Below are 19,790 nucleotides of genomic sequence, written 5' to 3'. Positions count from 1 at the left end.
CCATGACCAAAATTAACCGAAATCCAGCCACCGCCGCCCAATCTTCCTATGATGTAATTATTATCGGAGGAGGAATTTATGGGGTAATGCTTTCCTTAGAAGCCTCCCGGCGAAATTTGCGATCGCTATTAATAGAAAAAGCTGATTTTGGGGGAGCCACCAGTTATAATAGTCTCCGCATTGTCCACGGGGGATTTCGCTATTTACAAAACCTCGATTTAGAGCGGTTTTATGAATCCGTAGGGGAACGCAAATGGTTTCTAAAAACCTTCCCAGAATTAGTAAAACCCCTCTCCTGTTTAATGCCTTTATATAACAAAGGAATCCGCCGCCCCCCGATTCTTTATACGGCTTTAAAACTCAACGATGCCCTATCAATTAATCGTAACCAGGGTATTCGTCCAGACCGCCATTTACCCCCCGGAGAAGTGATTAAATCCGAACAGGTAAAAACCCATTTTCCCACTGTAGATCCCCAAGGATTAACCGGGGGAGCCATTTGGCATGATGCCTGTATGCCCGATTCCCAAAGATTAGTGATCGGGATTCTACGCTGGGCTTGTTCCTTGGGCGCAACGGCTTTAAACTATGTAGAAGCCAAAGAAATATTAAAGGTCAATCAAACGGTTTCCGGTGTTCTAGCTGAAGATAAAATCACCGGAGAAACCCAGGAATTTCAAGCTAAAATTGTTGTGAATGCTGCTGGGCCTTGGTGTCGAGAATTAGCAGCTAAATTTGATCAAGATGTTCCTAATTTATTCTATAAATCTATCGCGTGGAATATCCTATTTGATCGAGAAACCTTATCGGATTTCGCCCTAGCCGTAGAACCCAAAAAACCCAATGCTCAAACCTATTTTCTCCATCCCTGGAAAGGGCGACTTTTAGCGGGAACCATTCATAATCCCTGGTTCAAAGAAATTAAAGTTAACCCTAACCCTGAACCCTCAGAAATTAGCGAATTTATTGATAATCTCAATCTCGCTATTCCGGGGTTAAATTTAAGTAAAACCGAAATTATTCGGGTGTTTTCCGGTTTACTCCCTGGGGAAAAACCTGATAGTAATGAACTGGCGGTCAGGGAAGTTATTTTAAATCATCAAACCCTGAATCAAGGAATTAAAGGATTATATAGTGTTTCTGGGGTCAAATTTACCACAGCCCGTCTGGTGGCCGAAAAGACAATTCAGCAAATTTTCCCTAACTTTCCATCTGTCAATCCAACAGAAACTGCCCCACCAGAAGCCCAACGTCCCCAGGGATTGTATGATTATCATTGGTATCCCCAGCCCGAATTATCCGACTGGAAAACCGAACTACAAGATATCATTGAAAATGAAGCCGTACAACATTTAGATGATTTAATCTTGCGTCGGACTAGCTTAGGAGATAATCCCAAACGAGCTTTAAAAATTGCTCCCTTGGTTTGTCAACTGTTTAACTGGGATGACCAAAAATCTAAACAAGAAATTCAACGTTTAGAATGTTTTTATCAGACCTGTGGTATGGAGGAATTAACCATTAAAAGCTAAAATTTGAGCCATAAAATCTATTTTTTCGTATCATTAATTGGAGCAAGTTTTTATGAAAGTTTTAGTGACAGGTGCTAACGGATTTACGGGCAGTTATTTAACCAAACACTTACTCGATAAAGGCTATGAAGTGCGGGTATTAGTCCGTAAAAATTCCAATCAAAGTACCCTAGAAGGATTACCTATTGAATATGCCTTTGCCGATATTGCTGATGATAACCCCCTAGAAGATTCGGTGATGGCTGGGGTAGAGATTGTTTATCATATTGCGGCGTTATATCGAGCCGAAAATGTCCCCAGAGAATATTTTTGGGATGTTAATGTTAAAGGAACTCGCAAGGTTTTAGAAGCGGCAAAAAAAGCCAATGTGAAACGATTTGTTCATTGCAGCACCGTGGGAGTTCAAGGAGAAATTAAAAACCCGCCTGCAAAGGAAGAAGACCCCTATTCACCAGGAGACTATTATCAAGAATCTAAGATGGAAGGAGAACTTTTAGCATTAGATTTTTTCAAAAAGGAAAATTTAGCGGGTTGTGTAGTTCGTCCCGTGGGAATTTATGGCCCTGGAGATTTACGGTTTCTGAAACTGTTTAAATATATCTATTCGGGCAAGTTTAAAATGATCGGTAGTGGGGAAGTTCTCTATCATTTGACCTATGTAGAAGATTTGGCGGCGGGTATTGCCTTGGCCGGGGAAAAAGAAGCTGCTATCGGTGAAATCTTTACCATTGGGGGCAATGAATTTGTCACCTTAAATCAACTGGTTCAAAAAATTGCTGATATCTATAATAAACCCGTTTCTAAGTTTAAAATTCCCGTGTGGCCCGTGTGGTGGGCGGGTTATTTATGCGAACTGATTTGTTTACCTTTGAAAATTTCTCCGCCTATTTATCGCCGTCGGGTGGATTTCTTTATTAAAGACCGGGCTTTTGATATTTCTAAAGCTCAAAGATTATTAGGGTATCAACCCAAAGTTCCCCTAGATGAAGGCTTGAAAAAAACCGCCCTTTGGTATAAAGATTCCGGGTTATTAGAAGCGTCATCCGCTCTCAAATCCTAACTATTTTAAACCCTTTATTTAGGTGGGCATAGCCCACCTTTAAATTTATGAATGAAACTGAAAATCGCCAAATTATTAACAAAGTTTCTCTGTCTGAACAACTCAATCAAGCTGAGTCTTCTTTGTTAAAACGTTATCAAACCAAAGCATTAGGAACAGATAATTTAGGGCATTTTATTCAATATGAATTAGCTAATTTTTTCTTTGGTAATTTATCCGGTGCTTTAGGATATGTTACTCGGAAATCTGCTTATAAAGGGTTATTCAAAAGCACAGGTGCAGGGATAATTTTAGGCAAAGGGATTGTATTACGTCATCCTAAAAAAGTAACTTTAGGAAACCGAGTTGCTATTGATGATTATGTTTTAATCGATGCCAGTGGGGCGGGAGAGGCGGGCATATTTTTAGATGATGATGTGATTATTTCTCGAAATTGTGTAATTCAAGGGAAAATTGGCGGAATTTCTATTGGTAAAAAAACCGATTTAGGCTGTAATACCATTCTATCTTCTAGCGGGGGAATTTCCATTGGTAATTCGGTTTTAATTGCTGGAAATTGTTATATTGGAGGCGGGCGATATATTACAGACCGTTTGGATATTCCCATGATGGAACAGGGAGTTTTTACCCGGGGAAAAATTACGATTCAAGATGATGTTTGGTTGGGAGCGAGTGCCGTTGTTTTAGATGGGGTTAAAATCGGCAAAGGCTGTATTATTGGAGCCGGGGCAGTCGTAACCAAAGATTTACCTGATTATGCGATCGCTGCGGGTGTTCCTGCTAAAATTATTAAAATGAGAACCGATACGAAAACCCTTTAAAATCCCCCTTTAAAATCATCATGGCAAAACCCAAGTTATACCCCCTTCTCGCTCAAACCTATCCCCAAGTTAAACCCTTATACAATCTGTTGAGATACCGTTATCATCAACTCGATCTGTTAAAACAATCCTCTTTTAAACAATTACAATCTATTCCTTATCAACCCTCAAAAACCGTATCTTTTCTAGCTGATGGATTACAGTTAAAAGGGGATTTATATTTGCCGGAAAATTCCGAAACTGCCCCAACAATTATTCTACTCCATGGGTCTTCAGTTTTTGGCAGAAAATTACCGATTATTCCCGCCTTAGCTGAGGGGTTTAAAGATCTAGGATATCGGATTTTTGCTTTTGATCTTCGCGCCCATGGAGAATCTGAACAACCCAAAAACTATACAACAGAATCTTTTAATTTTGCTCAGGATGTAACCGCCGCTATTGATTATTTAAGCACTAATTTTCCTAGTCAAAATAATCAGATTTATGTCTTAGGACATTCTTTTGGGGCGGGTGTAACCATGGCCGCCCAAGCTCAAGATTCTCGGATTTCCAAAGCGGTGGTATTCTCCCCACCCCGTCGTTTGAGAGAGCGTTTTTTAAGCCCAGAAGCTCGGGAAAAAGAAAAATTAATGTTTCGTTGGCAAATAGATATGCAGTTGCCCAAACCCCTAGAATTTGGTTTTTGGGAACCGGTGATGGTAGCATTGGATATAGAAACTTATTTGGAAGATTTTGCTCAACCCGGGCATATTCCGTTATTAATCCTAGATGCGGAATTGGAACCCCCTGAAGATTTAGCCTTTTTAAGGGATTTATCGCAAAAAATGGTTCCCCCGGTTGAGTATTGGACAATTCCCCAGGCGAATCACTATTTGAATACTGGGTTAATTCTCAATAAAGGATTTGCTAAAGGTACAGCAATTTCAACCTTTGTTAATTATGTCGATAATTGGTTAAAAATCAATGATTAGAAATAGTTTTGATTTTAATAACAGGACTAATTCAAGATGAAACCGAATGTTTTAAACCTAACAGATTTCTGTAAAGGATTAGCGATCGCCCTTGTGGTTTTAGTACATTATCGGGGCGGTTGGTTTGGATGGCAGGGTGTCCATGTTTTTATTGTTTTAAGTGGTTTTGGTTTAGCCTATTCCTGTGCTAAACAAGGTCAAAAAATTTCCTGGGTGGATTGGTTTACTCGCCGGATGAAACGGGTTCTTCCTGTGTACTGGGTAGCGGTGCTTTTTTCCTTTCCCTTATTAGCCTACTTAACTAATTTAAAATTTGCTGTTATTAGAACTATTTTAGATTGTTTTCTTCTGACTAATGTTTTCGAGGATTTTCGTGGACGAGCCACCGGAGCTTTTTGGTATGTTCCCTTTATTGTCGGAGCTTATTTACTCTTTCCCATATTATATAATCGATTCCAAAAATATTCAACCTGGCGGGGATATTTAATAATTTTATCGATCACCTTGGGGATAGAATTTATTTATCGAGGCATTGCTATTTATTATTTAGATGGACTTCCCATTGCCCATAGCGATAAATTTCTAGGGATTTTCCATGGAACAGTTCACGCCCTGCATCGTTATCCAGACTGGTTTTTTGGCTTCTTTCAAGAACGATCACCTTTTGGTTTTATTCTGGCTAGAATCGGGGAATTTACCCTAGGAATGGTAGCGGGATTAGTCCTAGCTAAAAATAGTAATCGTTTTAATCAAATCATCATTAATTCTTATATGGGATGGTTGGGTTTTTTGATTTGGATGGGGGGACAATTTCTACTTTATATCGGATTGTGGGGATGGATTTTTACAGATTTTGTGATTGCTTTAGGAATAATTCTTTGGATTGTTAATCTGGCTGATTTTACCCAGAAAAAGATTCCGATGCTGTTTAAAACCGTCAGTATTATCGGGGTTTGGTCATATTATATTTACCTCACCCATCAACCCTTTACCCGTCTATTTCCGCAAATAAAAAATTATATTCTCCCCCACACTCCTAACCTTCTCGCCGACCTGCTAACGGAATCTTTATTTTTAGGGACAACCCTGATCACGATTTATTTAGCCAGTGATTTATTAAAGAGATTTGATGAATCTAAAGTACCCTCTAAAATAATGCTTCAATTCACTCCGATTTTGAATTATTTCTTAATTCCCTTTAAAAACCTTTGAGTTACTAAAAAAGGAATAACTATCATGAGTAATCATCTTAAAAATCCCTCAATCCTGAAATGGATAATTTTGAATGCTACTTTAGTCAGTTTAATCCTCGGTTGTCGCCCAACTCCAGAAGCCAATTCTCAGCCAGAAGTTATCCCAGAACCTGTTAATTATTCCCCGGTCGTGAGTGCTGGATTTCCCCAATTTATTTCACCGAAAAACTCCGTCCAACTCTATGGAAATGTGACCTATTTAGGAAATTCAAAAGATCTAAAAACCCAATGGAAAAAAATGACTGGCCCGGGCAGTGTTAGCTTTACTAACGCCACAAATCCTAATACAAAAGCAGAGTTTTCTCAACCCGGAACCTATGTTTTAGAGTTGACCGCGACGGGTGCAGAGTATTCTAGTCAGGATCAAGTAACCGTACAAGTTAATAGCGTTGCTCAACGGCAAATCCCGGCTTTAAGTCTTTTTGAACAGGGTTTTATTCATACAGGAAATTATCAAAATCCCTATACTGAAGTTGAAGCCACGGCAACTTTTACCACTCCAAAAGGTGAAACTCAAATTATTCCTTTATTTTGGGATGGTGGGAAAACCTGGAAATTGAGATTTTCTCCTAATATGGCAGGAAATTGGAAATGGTCAGTTCAATCTAATGATCCCGGATTAAATAATCAATCTGGATCGTTTAAAGCCCTGGCAGCCCAAAGCAAAGGCGGTATTAAAGTTAACCCTAAATATCCTGCTCATTTCATCTATGAAGATGGGACACCTTTTTGGTTATTTGGAGATACCCATTGGACATTATATAATCATATTTCAGAAGAAAAAGTAGATCGAAATTCTGTTAAACAATATATTGATAAACGGGCAAAACAGGGGTTTAACTATATCCATTCTAACCTCCTATCTAGGGGGAAAAATGAAGGAGGATTAGCCTTTGAAAATCTATCAGCCGAAACCTTAAATCCCGTTTATTGGCAGGAGGTTGACGCTCGAATTAAATACTTAAATAAAAAAGGAATCACACCCATGTTGTTCTTGAGTTGGTCGCAAGATCGCGGCTCACAACATGATTGGAAAGCCTTCCCAAATCAGGACGCTCGACTCCGATATGCCCGTTATATTATGGCTCGTTATAGTGCCTTTAATGTGGCATTTACCGTTGCCGGAGAATGGAATGAATATGGCAATAAAGCCCTATATCAAACCATTGCCCAAGAAATGGTTAAATTTGACCCCCATCAACGATTAATTGGCATTCATCCGGGGGAAACAAGTTATAGTGTCGCTGATTTTGCTCAAGAAGATTGGATGTCTTTTGGAGATTATCAACAGAGTTATACCAACTTACATCAACGGGTTTTGGGTAGTCTCAAGTACAATAAACCCGTCGTTAATTCTGAATATGCCTATTATTTACGGGATCAGAATGAGGATGGAAAAGTTGATAAACCCAATAGTGCCACCTTAGATGAAATTCGCCATGCGACTTGGGATATTGTGATGGCCGGAGGCTATTTTGTCACCGGATGGGGAACTACTTATTTTGGAGGAATTCGTGATCCGGGGCCATTTAATGTAAATGACCCTAAAAATCAGGATTGGGAAGCTCAAATTCAGCAACTTCCTAAACTGTTTAAAAGTTTAGATTGGTGGAAATTTAAACCCCTAGAAAAACGGCTTAAAGGAGAGGGAACCCATTATGTTTTAGGCAACGAAAATCAACAGTATATTGTTTATGTTCGAGACACGAATAAACCCCTCTCCCTATCTTTACCGCCAGAAACAACAGGTTCTTATCGTATCCAACTGTATAACCCCCGTTTGGGTGAATTTTCTCAACTACCTGATTTTACGGGAAAAGACTCAATTCCTCTGCAACCTCCAACCCAACAAGATTGGGTATTTGTAATCAAGAAAAATTAATCTTAGGGAATATTTTATAAGGTAATTTCTTCTCCCCGTTCAGTAAAAATTACCTCATTAATTTCCCAATTAGGATTACTGGTAATTGTTTTACGCAAACTACCAAATAGGGCTAATTGCTCACAACTGGATAAGGAATTAAACGTCCGATCCGCAGTGGTAGGAACGCGAAAATCAATAGTCACAAGTTGTTTGTCTGGCTCAATATTTACCCGATAATTCAAGCTGAAATCTGAACTACTTTGTTGTGCTAAAACCTCGGCGATCGCCCTTTGTAAAACCTGTTCTTTGGGAAGCGTAATTTGTCGCGGAACTAACTCAGAACATTGACTATCCACCTGATAAATGGTCACGGGAACCGTGTCAGCCGGGGAGAGAGTTTGTTTTTGAGGTTCAGGGGTCGGTTGAGGCGAAACGGTGGCTTCAGGCGTCGGTGACTGTGGGATTTCGGTTTCTACCGGAGGGGTACTACAACTACTTAAGCTCAGAATAGTAACGCTAAGGATACAAGCGGTCAAAAAAGATTGGATACTGTTCATGGTTCAAAGGGTATTCTAAAAATAACTGTTAGTTTATTGTTCAAGCCTTGAGGTTTCTATTCCGTTTTGAAAGATTACCCAGTATGATTAAACTTTGGATCAAAATTCCGATGATTTTCAACCTCAAATTCTGATTCTAAAATTCTCTAACCTCTAATTATTTTACAATGGTTACTGCTCCCTGGACTCGCCGCCACATTTTATCCCTAGCTGATTTTACGGCGACGGAATATAATACCATTTTACAAACCGCCACTAGCTTTCGAGAAGTATTAGGACGCCGCACCAAAAAAGTCCCCGCCCTCCAAGGTCAAGTGGTCGCTAATTTATTTTTTGAACCCTCAACTCGAACTCGTAACAGTTTTGAACTGGCCGCCAAACGACTATCAGCAGATACTTTAAATTTCGCACCGGGGACTTCTTCTCTAACTAAAGGAGAAACCATTCTCGATACCGCTAAAACCTATTTAGCTATGGGGACGGATATGATGGTAATTCGCCATAAGGAGGCGGGAGTTCCCTTTGCGATCGCCGCCGAATTAGATCGTTTAAATGCCAAAGTAGCGGTTTTAAATGCGGGCGATGGTCAACACGAACACCCCTCCCAAGCACTCTTAGATTTATTTACCATTTGCCGAATTCTTGACCCGGATCACCCTCAAATTGAACAATTAAATGGCAAAAAAATCGCCATTGTTGGAGATATTTTACATTCTCGGGTCGCCCGTTCTAATATTTGGAGTTTAACCGCCACCCAAGCGGAATTACACTTAGCCGCCCCCCCAACTTTACTTCCAGAATTATTTGCGGAATTTGGCAAAAATCGCCCCGGAAAACTGTTTTTACATTGGAATTTAGACGAGGCTTTGGAAAATGCTGATTTTGTCATGACTTTGCGCTTACAAAAAGAACGCATGACCGCCCATTTATTACCCAGTTTACGAGAATATCATCAATTATTTGGTCTGACCCACGAACGCTTAAAAGTCTGTAAACCTCATGTTAAAATATTGCATCCAGGGCCAGTAAATCGAGGAGTAGAATTAAGTTCGGAATTAATGGATGATCCAGAATTGAGTTTAATTTCTCAACAAGTGACCAGTGGAATTGCAGTTAGAATGGCACTTTTATATTTAATTGGAGGGGGAAAACCCAATTAATTATTATGGAGTTTTGATTAATAATTTCCTAAGATTTGTCTTAACTGTTTTAATTCAACTTCGGTTAAATCTCGCCATTCACCGGGCGCGAGTCCTGTTAAACTTAAATGGGCGATCGCAACTCTCACCAAACGCAATGTTGGAAACCCGACCGCCGCCGTCATTTTCCGCACTTGACGGTTACGACCTTCGGTTAAGGTTAATTCCAGCCAAGCCGTCGGGACGGTTTTCCGAAACCGAATGGGAGGCTCACGGGGAGGTAAACTGGGTTCTGTAGAAAGTAGTTTAACCTGGGCGGGTTTTGTCCGATAATCTGATAATTGTACCCCCCGAGTTAACTGTTGTAATGCCGTTTCATCCGGTATTTTTTCCACCTGTACCCAATAGGTTCGAGGATGGGCAAATTTAGGATCAATTAAGCGATGTTTCACAAAATTATCATTAGTTAAAAGTAACAATCCTTCACTATCTCGATCTAACCTTCCCACAGAATAAACTAAAGGAATAGCAATAAAATCTTTGAGGGTTTTACGAATAGCCTTTGTGGGATCATCATCGGTAAACTGACTCAAGACATCATAGGGTTTATAAAATAAAATATATCGATAGGACATGGGTGATTAATATAAGTTGAATCCGTTAAAAACGACAGAACTATTGTTTTTATATTGACGAAAACATCAATCCCCCCTTATAATGGGAAGAAATTCCCTCAGAGCTTGGGCGGACAAACTGCAAAAAATTGTTAAGCTCGTCGATAGCAAGGGAGATCCACAATAGTCAGAACCCCGGCCTAACTGCTACCATACCAATTATGCAGACTGGCGGCTAGGGTGGCTAGGATGTTGACAATTAACCGTTACTTAAAATTACAGCGAATGGCTAAAGATACTAAAGATAATTCTAGTTCTGAAAAGAAAAAAGCTCTAACCCAAGTTTTAAGCCAAATAGAGCGTAGCTTTGGCAAAGGGGCCATTGTTCGGTTAGGGGATTCCACCCGCATGAAAGTGGAAACCATTCCTAGTGGTGCATTAACCCTAGACCTAGCCTTGGGAGGCGGTTTACCCAAGGGACGGGTGATTGAAATCTATGGGCCAGAAAGTTCCGGTAAAACCACCCTAGCCCTGCACGCGATCGCCGAAGTCCAAAAAGCCGGAGGAGTAGCTGCCTTTGTCGATGCAGAACACGCCCTAGATCCCAGCTATGCGGCCGTCCTAGGGGTGGATACGGAAAATTTACTCGTTTCTCAACCGGATACGGGAGAAATGGGCTTAGAAATTGTGGATCAGTTAGTGCGGTCTGTGGCCGTTGATATTATTGTAATTGACTCCGTGGCCGCCTTAGTTCCCAGGGCCGAAATTGAAGGGGATATGGGGGACGCCCACATGGGTTTACAAGCTCGGTTAATGAGTCAGGCGTTACGCAAAATTACGGGAAATATTGGTAAGTCAAATTGTACCGTGATTTTCCTCAACCAATTGCGTCAAAAAATTGGTGTTGTCTATGGAAACCCGGAAACCACAACCGGAGGTAATGCCTTAAAATTCTATGCCTCTGTACGTTTAGATATTCGTCGAATTCAAACCTTAAAACGGGGAACGGATGAATACGGAATTAGGGCTAAAGTTAAAGTGGCTAAAAATAAAATTGCCCCTCCTTTCCGTATTGCAGAATTTGATATTATTTTCGGAAAAGGCATTTCTACTTTAGGCTGTTTAATTGATTTAGCCGAAGAAACCGGGGTATTAAAACGCAAAGGAGCTTGGTATAGTTACAACGGCGATAATATTGGTCAGGGACGGGATAAAACCCTGATTTATTTAGAAGAAAATGCCACCTTGGCAAAGGAAATTGAACAAAAAGTTAGAGGGGCTTTAGATAGTGGGGCTGTGGTTTCAGCTAATTCTGTCATCCAGGTAGATAGCCATGATGATGAGGATCTCGATGCCAGTTCAGAAGAAGAATAACCCTATGTAGTAAGCCCTTTAGGGCTAAGAGTCCTAAAGGACTCACTACGGGGCCCAGAGTCCTAAAGGACTCACTACAATAGACCCAACTTTTGCAGCGCCACTTCGGCGGCTTTTTTTTCCGCATCCTGCTTTCGCCTTCCTTTCCCATAGCCATATACCTTATCCCTAACCCGAACTTCAATCCCAAATTCCTTGGCATGATCTGGCCCAGATTCTCCCACCACATAATATTTGGGGTTTTCACCGGATTTTTCTAACGCCCATTGTTGAAAGCGGTTTTTACAATCAATTAAGGTTTGAGGGGTGGTTTCTGACTGGGGAAAGACCATTTCATTGGCGACAGCAGAAAAGAGCGGATGTATAAACTCTCGGACAACATCAATATTGGTATCTAAATAATAGGCTCCAATATAGGCTTCAAAGGCATCACTCAGCAAGGAAGGGTTGGTTCGTCCGCCGTCTCTAATTGCCCCTTTTCCTAACCGTAATAATTCCCCTAAATGAAATTGCACCGCAAATTTAGCCAGTTGTTTTTCATCAACCAACACAGACCGTAAACGGGTCATATTTGCCTCACTCATTTTAGTCATATCTTCGGGATAGCGTTTTTTAAATAGCAATTCTCCCACTAAAAATCCTAGGACTGCATCCCCTAAAAATTCTAATCTTTCATTGTCTTCTCCGGCATTGGGATGTTCATTCAAATAGGAGCGATGGGTTAATGCTTGTAGTCGCAATGGTTCATTTTTGATCTCTGGTAGTTGGGTTTTTGTCATATTATATTCAGGCGATCGCAATTTTTCTCAACTTAGACTAAAATCAATTCTCCGTTACAATTTTTTTGAATAATTCCCTCCTGAATTACCGCATCTACAAATTTACCAAATTTAGCAAAAATTTTTCCATCGGGTTTGTAGTATGAGAATTTTTTGTAGCCTAAAAGCCGAGGATGGTTTTTGATTAGACGACCCAGGACATCAAGAGTAGCTTTTTCTCCTTTTTCTTTGACCGTTTTGATCAATTCAATTAAACATTTTTTAGCTTCTTCGTAAGGAATCATAGCGGGAGAATCTAGTGTTTCTGGAGTTGCTTTATCGAGATTAACAGAGTCGATTAATTCATTAATATTATAGGCTATATCCACGGCTTTTTTCAAGGCTTGACTAACATTAGCACCATGAATTAATATTACTTTTATTTCCACTTTTTGTAAATGTTTAACCAAGGGCAAATAGTCTTTATCTCCTGTGATTAAAATTACAATTTTAATGATTTTGTCTGTCATTATATCATATTTGCAATCTTGAATAATCTCATTATCGACGGCATTTTTTTCCCTTGATGAAACACTAATAGTTTTGAAACCCGCCTTAAAAATAGCCTGTTCAAATAGCTCCTTTTCTTGCCGCCAGTAAGCATAGGATTTTTTATGTAATATATTCCCTTGTTGATCAAACCAGGGATTTAAAATTTCAATTTCTTCAGGAGAGTTACGAACATTCTGAAAATCCCCATAGATTGCGATACAAGGTTTCATGATTGATTTCTAGTGTTATTTTTAATTAAATACCTAGGATTAATAAAGTTTTGAATTCTAACCTTTTAGACCCTTTTATGTGAATTAAGACCTATTCGCCATTTCTGAGTCCAAATACAGAACTCCAAAACTAGCACTTTCAGCGCAGTGTCTAAACGATTGAATTAAAAGCCTTAGTTTTGATTGTGTTTGGCTAAAGTCTCAGGTATCGGAATTAACAATACAGCAAGGGGAAATAGACAGAAGACACGAGAAAGAAACCTCATAATTCAGGATTATAGCTATCACTAATGTCCTAACTGGATTGTCAACTGCTATATTTTTGATTCCGATAGATGAGACAGAAGTCAATTTTCCGCTCAAACCTATAACTAGGTGAGCCAATTTTAATCAAGCCATCCGAAAATGTCAAGTATTTTTTTGCTATTTCAGGTTAGGGCTGATAATTTCAAACTCCAACGCAGGATCAATAACTGGGTTGAGCTTGCACAAACGCGGTTTATCCTATAAATAGCCTTATTTGTGCAAGCCATCGCCAACAAAAACAGTTTTTTGTTAAAACACTCGGATTTTATGACAGTTTAATAAAACATCCTTCCCTGAGATTAGGGATTTTCGTCAGCATTGTTTTCATTTTCTTTATCTTTTTTATGGCTATTCTTGCCACCTTTGCGTCCAATAGCCGCCATGTGTTCGCGATTTTGGCTGACTGCCTTACCGCCTTTGCGTCCGGCTTCTCGGGCTTCTTCGGAAGTAAATTCATGAGCGCGTCCCGACTCATGGGCCGCTTTACCGCCCTTACTCGCAATTTCCCGTTGCTTTTCTTGATCCATTGAAGCAAATCCACGTTTTTCCGTAGCCATGATTTTCTCCTTATGTTTTATTGATTGACTAAACATACTGTATCTGGAGTGATTAGGGTTTACCTTCTACCAGAAGATAGACTTAACCTCCTTTACCACTAAACTGAAACCCTACTATTAATAGTAGCATTTCTAATTTAACTCATGGGGAAATGCTTTATTTATTTAACTAATATCTGCTCCATACCCAGACCAGAGAATTATGCTTAACCTTAATAAACAATGGTATAAAATAAATCTTTCATTTTTTCCTTTCCCACCTGACTAAATAGTTCATCAAGGGAACTAGCATCCGCAATTAAATGACCTTTTTCTAAAGCCACCCATCTGCCTCGATAATGCTGGCGATGCCGGAGAACCCAATCGAGATTTAAAGGAGTATCAGGCTTGCGAGAGAGTTGATAAAAAGGCATATTGGGTGAGGATAAAATTCGAGCATAGCGTTGAATTTTATCGTGATTCGGATAATCTTGACTGGCTTGATCAGAAAGGGTTTTAGCTTGATTAAAATTCCCTTGACCCAACGCCAAATCAATCGCTTGAATTAATTCTTCTGGGGTATCAGTATTCATGGGGATTAAAAACGAATAAACCTTAGCGGTTAACGATTAGCGACCAGAGGCTAGAATCAAAGCCAAACGTTGACTGCTTCAGTTTAATAGGTTAGAAAGGCAAACTAGGGCAAAATATGAGCAGATTAAACCCGTTCCTCCGGGTGTTCGTTGATCCAATCTTGCCACAAATCCGGGCGACGTTCACGGGTACGTTGAAGTTGTTGTTGTTTTCGCCATTCCTCAATTTTGCCATGATGTCCTGATAATAAAACATCAGGAACGGGCATTCCTCTAAACACCGCCGGGCGAGTATAGTGGGGATAATCTAGTAATCCCTGTTCAAAACTTTCAGCTTTGAGAGATTCCTCCTTTCCTACAGTTCCAGGTAATAATCGCACCACTCCATTTAAAAGTGCCATTGCCGGAATTTCTCCCCCGGTTAGAACAAAATCCCCCAAAGAAACTTCCCGGGTTACTAAGGGTATAATTCGTTCATCAATGCCTTCATAATGTCCGCAAATTAAGACAATCTGATCACAGTTTAACGCCAAATTTCGGAATAACCCTTGGTGCATTTGTTCCCCTTGGGGCGTCAAAAAAATCACTTCCCGCCGGGGTAATAGCGGCAAGGACTCAACCGCCGCATAAATCGGTTCTGGTTTTAAAACCATCCCCACACCGCCGCCAAAAGGTTCATCATCCACCCGGTGATGTTTGTCCTGGGTGAAATCCCGGGGATTAACTAAATGGACATGGGCAATTTCTTTCCCCAGGGCTTTACCCAGAAGACCTGAGCTAAGGGGAGAACTAAAAAAATCAGGGAATAGAGTAATAATGTCAAAACGCACAGTATTATTAATTGATCACTTAGGCTTAAAATTTTTTTAGGCTCAAACTTGTAACAAACATTCCATGGTATATGATAGTCCATAAACTAAAATATTTGTTAATTCGTATCAAAATATACTAAAATGGATCAGCTTTTTTTGAGCCTGGCTTTGCTACCCGAATTGGGTTCGGTGTGAAATTCACCTATGGAATAATTGGGACTCCAAGGCCGATCCTTGAGGTGACTACCCCTAGAAACCCATTACCCTTCTCCTTTCATCAGAGGACTCCACCCCCAATTTAGACAGGGGAGAGTGGGGAATCAGGTTACTTCTGTCTGCACAGGGAAATCAAAAACTACCCCATAGACCAGGAAGACTAACCTAATCACTCCCGTAGCTGAACCCAGTATAGATTGATTCGAGGAGACACACTATGCAGCAGTTGACATCTCAAGCCCTTGAACACATGATTCCCCAACAAACCAAAACCTCTATCATGATTATTGGTGGAGCAGAAGACAAAGTTCATGGACGTGAGATTCTGCAAACCTTTGTTCACCGGGCTGGTGCTTCCAACGCCAACCTTGCCATCATTCCTTCCGCCTCCCGCGAACCCGCGGTTCAAGGAGAGAGATACCAAAAAATCTTTGAGGAAATGGGGGCCACATCCATTGAAGTCTTTGATATTCGCGAACGCCATCATTGTGAAGATCCCAAGTGGCACGCCTTCTTGGAGACCTGTACCGGGGTATTTATGACCGGAGGGGATCAATTGCGGCTTTATAGCTTATTAGCCGATACTCTACTGATGGAAAAAATTAGAACAGGAGCCAGACAGGGGCGCATGGCTTTAGCTGGAACCAGTGCTGGAGCCGCCGTCATGGGCCACCACATGATTGCCGGAGGCGGCAGTGGGGAATCTCCGAATCGTTCCCTGGTGGATATGGCAACGGGCTTAGATATTGTGCCGGAATTAGTTGTCGATCAACACTTCCATAACCGGAATCGCATGGCACGGTTAGTGAGTGCCGTCGCAGCCCACCCCGATAAAGTGGGCATTGGCATTGATGAGGATACCTGTGCCTTATTTGAAGCCCAAGGTTTACTGCGGGTCGTGGGAAAAGGATGCGTAACCATTGTGGATACCCACGAAATGTCCTATACCAATTTGGTGAATGCTGGGGCCACCGATCCCCTAAGTGTATTCAATTTACGGGTACATATTCTATCCTATGGTGATCAGTATAACTTCCACTCCCGTCGTCCAAGTTCTGCTCCCAGTGTGTAAATTCACATATAGCAGGGAACACCGGAACACCGGAACACCGGAACAGGGAACACCGGAGGAAAAGACAGAAACAAGTCTAGCTTTTAGCACCACTCTTTGTCCTAAGAGGTCTGGCGACTGCTATATATGATCGGCGAATTTTGCCAATGTCAAGGTTTTCCCCTCTAATTTTGAAGATGGGGAACCCCAATTAGGGGCGATGGAAAATGGCCAGGTCTCGAAAGTTTTAAATCCCCACTGCTCCGATCTCCAAAACGGCAATCGTTGTGAAAAACTGTTCACTGCAAACAGTTTACAAGTCACCTTAGCTTGAAATTGAATAAAGCGGACTATCATCCGGGCCCATTCGGAGCATTATGTACTCACACCCCTATGAAAATTCTTAAAATACAAACCTTAAGAGGCCCTAACTACTGGAGTATCCGACGCCATCAACTGATTGTGATGCGTTTGGATTTAGAAGAATTAACCGAACGCTATAGCAGCGATATTCCAGGCTTCTATAACGGCTTAACTTCTGTTCTCCCCAGTTTAATTGAACATCACTGCTCACCCGGCGTCCGAGGCGGGTTCCTCAGTCGGGTAGAACGGGGAACTTTAATGGGACATATTATTGAGCACGTGGCCCTAGAGTTGCAACAGTTAGCCGGAATGCCCGTAGCATTTGGCCGTACCCGAGAAACCTCCAGTCCGGGGATTTTTCAGGTGGCCTTTGAGTATGATAACGAACACGCCGGCCGTTATGCCGGACGGGCTGCTGTCCGCTTGTGCCAAAGTATTGCCAATACGGGAACCTATCCCAGCGAAGAACTCATCCAAGATATTGAAGATCTCAAGGAATTAAAAGCTCAAGCCTCCCTGGGCCCCAGTACAGAAACCATTATTAAAGAAGCCGAAGCCCGGGATATTCCCTGGCAACAACTGAATGCTCGGTTTATGATTCAGTTTGGCTATGGCTGCTATCAAAAACGGATTCAAGCGACCCTGAGCAACCAAACCGGAGTCTTAGCCGTTGAATTGGCTTGTGATAAGGAAGGGACAAAACAAATTCTCCGAGATGCCGGGGTTCCCGTGCCCCGGGGGACGGTGATTCGCTATTTGGATGAACTCCGAGATGCCATTGAGGAAGTCGGAGGTTATCCCATTGCCATTAAGCCCCTCGATGGCAACCATGGCCGCGGAATTACCCTGGATATTACTAAATGGGAAACGGCGGTGATGGCCTACGAGGAAGCCAGTAATGCCTCTAAAACCCGCAGTGTGATTTTGGAACGCTTCTATACCGGTCGAGATCATCGGGTGTTAGTGGTGAACGGCAAAATGGTGGCCGTGGCCGAACGGGTTCCGGCTCATGTGATCGGGGATGGTAAATTAACAATTGAACAGTTAATCGAAAAAACCAACCGTGATCCCCGGCGGGGTGATGGCCATGATAATGTCCTAACTCGGATTGTGGTGGATAAAACCGTGCTATCCATGATTGCCGAGAAAGGTCATACCCTGGACACCATTATGCCCCCGGGAGAAATCTGTTTTCTGCGGGCCACGGCTAACCTCAGTACGGGGGGTAGTGCCATTGACCGCACCGATGAAGTTCACCCGGATAATGTCTGGCTCTTTGCTCGGATTGCTAAAATTATCGGTTTAGATATTGCCGGAATTGATGTGGTGACACCGGATATTTCCCAACCCCTGCGGGAAGTCGATGGGGTGGTGGTGGAAGTAAACGCCGCCCCGGGGTTCCGAATGCACGTGGCCCCCAGTGAAGGCTTACCCCGGAATGTGGCGGGGGCGGTGATGGATATGTTGTTCTCCCCCGGTCAACCCAGTCGCGTCCCGATTTTGGCCGTCACGGGAACGAATGGTAAAACCACGACTACCCGTTTGTTAGCTCACATCATTAAACAAACCGGGTTGGCCGTGGGCTATACCACCACCGACGGGATTTATATTGGGGATCATTTAGCCGAACCCGGGGACAATACCGGGCCCCAAAGCGCCCAACTGATTCTGCGAGATCCGATGGTGGAGGTTGCTGTGCTTGAATGTGCCCGGGGTGGTATCCTGCGGGCGGGGTTAGGCTTTGATACCTGTGATGTCGGTGTGGTCTTGAATGTGTCGGCCGATCATTTGGGATTGGGGGATATTGATACCCCGGAACAAATGGCGAAGGTGAAAAGCGTGGTGGCTGAAGTGGTGATGCCGAAAGGTTATGCGGTGTTAAACGCTGATGATCCGTTGGTGGTACAAATGGCCGAACGGGTGAAAGCTCAAATCGCCTATTTCACCATGAATCCCGATAATGAGATTGTCCTGAAACACACGGAATCCGGGGGATTAGCGGCGGTCTATGAAAACGGATATCTGTCGATTTTAAAAGGGGATTGGACGCTGCGGATTGAACAGGCGGTGAATGTTCCGATCACGATGAAAGGTCTGGCCCCCTTTATGATTGCTAATGCTTTGGCGGCTTGTTTGGCAGCCTTTGCCCAAGGGGTAAAAATAGAGCATATTCGGGCGGGTTTGTCAACCTTTATCGCCTCGACTTCCCAAACCCCCGGACGGATGAATTTATTTAATATGGGGAGTTATCACGCCCTGATTGATTATGCCCATAACCCAGCTAGTTACATAGCGTTAGGGGCATTTGTGAAAAATTGGCCGGGGCATCGGATTGGGGTGATTGGTGGCCCGGGCGATCGCCGAGATGAGGATTTTGTTACCTTGGGTCAACTGGCGGCGGATATCTTTGATGAGATTATTGTCAAGGAGGATGATGATACCCGCGGCCGAGAACGGGGTTCGGCGGCGCAGTTAATCAGCCAAGGGATTCAGCAGATTTTAGGCCCTATTCCCGACCCTCGGGTAGTTTATGAAACGATTCTGAATGAAACTCAAGCGGTAAATACGGCTTTAGATCGGGCTGTGGCAGGATCTCTGGTGGTGATTTTACCCGAAAGTGTGAATCGCGCGATTAAATTAATTGAGGTTCGCAACCCCATTCAGGAGTCTAATAACAACTCCCATTCTCCGAGTCTTAATTCCTCGACGGTGATCAAATCTTCTATCACACTGTAGGGGAGGGTTCGGGTTAACCTTTGCTACCCCCAAACAACCTACCAAAACCCGCCCAGACATCACCCCAAATCAACGATTAATTCAATATTATTGTGGGGTTGGGCGGGTTTATAATGATCAGTTGTTGGAAACGGATATTAGTACGGAACCCGCCCCTACGGGGTTTGAAGAAATTAGGACTTGTGGGAATTCTGTTCTGTCTCCTCCGAGACTGAATCAGAAATATCTGGGGGGGTGGAGAATCCATCTTTAAACCCTTTGAGACTTTGGCCTAAACTTTTTCCAATTTCAGGAATTTTTTTAGGGCCAAAAATTAACACCGCCACCACTAAAATAATTGCAATTTCCGGCCAACCTAAACCAAACATAATTTTAAGCTACTTTTCTAAAGAGATGAGTTAATGTTCATCCTAAACTGATATTTTAAAATATAAGTCCGAAATGATTAAAAT

At 42.1% G+C, this 19,790-nt stretch carries 18 protein-coding genes; 10 read left to right on the top strand and 8 right to left on the bottom strand.

Features of this window, described 5'->3' with window-relative positions; genetic code table 11:
* Positions 1–2 precede the first annotated feature (2 nt).
* Genes PL9631_RS14190 through PL9631_RS14165 form a run of 6 tightly spaced genes read left to right on the top strand, consistent with a single transcriptional unit; the run spans position 3 to position 7,519 of the window.
* On the top strand, positions 3–1,532 hold the full coding sequence (locus PL9631_RS14190; RefSeq protein ID WP_083621296.1) for a glycerol-3-phosphate dehydrogenase/oxidase: 1,530 nt from the start codon (positions 3–5) through the stop codon (positions 1,530–1,532).
* 52 nt (positions 1,533–1,584) lie between these two features.
* A complete protein-coding gene (locus PL9631_RS14185) occupies positions 1,585–2,592 on the top strand; it encodes an NAD-dependent epimerase/dehydratase family protein (RefSeq protein WP_083621294.1) in 1,008 nt (335 codons plus the stop codon).
* A gap of 47 nt (positions 2,593–2,639) precedes the next feature.
* Positions 2,640–3,413 carry an acyltransferase gene (locus PL9631_RS14180; RefSeq protein WP_083621293.1) on the top strand — a complete coding sequence of 258 codons (774 nt, stop codon included), beginning with the start codon at positions 2,640–2,642 and terminating at the stop codon, positions 3,411–3,413.
* 20 nt (positions 3,414–3,433) lie between these two features.
* A complete protein-coding gene (locus PL9631_RS14175) occupies positions 3,434–4,384 on the top strand; it encodes an alpha/beta hydrolase (protein ID WP_083621291.1) in 951 nt (316 codons plus the stop codon).
* Between the two features lie 36 nt (positions 4,385–4,420).
* Complete coding sequence (locus PL9631_RS14170; protein WP_083621290.1) at positions 4,421–5,596, top strand: acyltransferase family protein; 1,176 nt, start codon at positions 4,421–4,423, stop codon at positions 5,594–5,596.
* A gap of 24 nt (positions 5,597–5,620) precedes the next feature.
* Positions 5,621–7,519: a DUF5060 domain-containing protein gene (locus PL9631_RS14165; protein ID WP_083621288.1), complete on the top strand. Its 1,899-nt coding sequence runs from the start codon at positions 5,621–5,623 to the stop codon at positions 7,517–7,519.
* Positions 7,520–7,533: 14 nt separating this feature from the next.
* On the opposite strand, the gene PL9631_RS14160 is transcribed toward PL9631_RS14165, so the two are convergent.
* Complete coding sequence (locus tag PL9631_RS14160; RefSeq protein ID WP_083621287.1) at positions 7,534–8,058, bottom strand: hypothetical protein; 525 nt, start codon at positions 8,056–8,058, stop codon at positions 7,534–7,536.
* A gap of 167 nt (positions 8,059–8,225) precedes the next feature.
* On the opposite strand from PL9631_RS14160, the gene PL9631_RS14155 reads away from it, so the two are divergent.
* Positions 8,226–9,218 (top strand): aspartate carbamoyltransferase catalytic subunit, encoded by a 993-nt coding sequence (locus tag PL9631_RS14155; protein WP_083621285.1) that lies wholly within the window; start codon positions 8,226–8,228, stop codon positions 9,216–9,218.
* Between the two features lie 17 nt (positions 9,219–9,235).
* Here the strand turns inward: PL9631_RS14155 and PL9631_RS14150 are convergent, their stop codons facing one another.
* Positions 9,236–9,832 (bottom strand): pseudouridine synthase, encoded by a 597-nt coding sequence (locus tag PL9631_RS14150; RefSeq protein WP_083621284.1) that lies wholly within the window; start codon positions 9,830–9,832, stop codon positions 9,236–9,238.
* A 264-nt stretch (positions 9,833–10,096) separates the two neighbouring features.
* On the opposite strand from PL9631_RS14150, the gene recA reads away from it, so the two are divergent.
* Complete coding sequence (recA, locus tag PL9631_RS14145) at positions 10,097–11,185, top strand: recombinase RecA (protein ID WP_083621314.1); 1,089 nt, start codon at positions 10,097–10,099, stop codon at positions 11,183–11,185.
* Between the two features lie 74 nt (positions 11,186–11,259).
* On the opposite strand, the gene rnc is transcribed toward recA, so the two are convergent.
* From rnc to trmD, 5 genes are all read right to left on the bottom strand, one after another.
* A complete protein-coding gene (gene rnc / locus PL9631_RS14140; protein WP_083621282.1) occupies positions 11,260–11,964 on the bottom strand; it encodes a ribonuclease III in 705 nt (234 codons plus the stop codon).
* A 32-nt stretch (positions 11,965–11,996) separates the two neighbouring features.
* Entirely contained in the window at positions 11,997–12,725 is a 729-nt protein-coding gene (locus tag PL9631_RS14135) for an NYN domain-containing protein (protein WP_083621281.1), read from the bottom strand.
* Between the two features lie 605 nt (positions 12,726–13,330).
* On the bottom strand, positions 13,331–13,588 hold the full coding sequence (locus PL9631_RS14130; RefSeq protein WP_079677480.1) for a KGG domain-containing protein: 258 nt from the start codon (positions 13,586–13,588) through the stop codon (positions 13,331–13,333).
* 212 nt (positions 13,589–13,800) lie between these two features.
* Positions 13,801–14,160, bottom strand: coding sequence for a hypothetical protein (locus PL9631_RS14125; RefSeq protein WP_083621279.1), 360 nt, complete (start codon positions 14,158–14,160; stop codon positions 13,801–13,803).
* Between the two features lie 125 nt (positions 14,161–14,285).
* Positions 14,286–14,990, bottom strand: coding sequence for a tRNA (guanosine(37)-N1)-methyltransferase TrmD (trmD, locus tag PL9631_RS14120; RefSeq protein ID WP_083621278.1), 705 nt, complete (start codon positions 14,988–14,990; stop codon positions 14,286–14,288).
* Between the two features lie 415 nt (positions 14,991–15,405).
* On the opposite strand from trmD, the gene PL9631_RS14115 reads away from it, so the two are divergent.
* Both PL9631_RS14115 and cphA read left to right on the top strand, forming a co-directional pair.
* Entirely contained in the window at positions 15,406–16,260 is an 855-nt protein-coding gene (locus PL9631_RS14115; protein WP_083621276.1) for a cyanophycinase, read from the top strand.
* Positions 16,261–16,632: 372 nt separating this feature from the next.
* Complete coding sequence (gene cphA / locus PL9631_RS14110; RefSeq protein WP_083621273.1) at positions 16,633–19,338, top strand: cyanophycin synthetase; 2,706 nt, start codon at positions 16,633–16,635, stop codon at positions 19,336–19,338.
* Positions 19,339–19,511: 173 nt separating this feature from the next.
* Here cphA and tatA read toward each other — a convergent pair whose 3' ends face one another.
* Complete coding sequence (tatA, locus tag PL9631_RS14105; RefSeq protein WP_083621272.1) at positions 19,512–19,706, bottom strand: twin-arginine translocase TatA/TatE family subunit; 195 nt, start codon at positions 19,704–19,706, stop codon at positions 19,512–19,514.
* Positions 19,707–19,790 lie beyond the last annotated feature (84 nt).

It is taken from the genome of Planktothrix paucivesiculata PCC 9631, from assembly GCF_900009265.2.
Taxonomy (GTDB): domain Bacteria; phylum Cyanobacteriota; class Cyanobacteriia; order Cyanobacteriales; family Microcoleaceae; genus Planktothrix; species Planktothrix paucivesiculata.
Note: the sequence above shows the minus strand (reverse complement) of the source record. Positions and strands in the feature narration are given on the sequence as shown.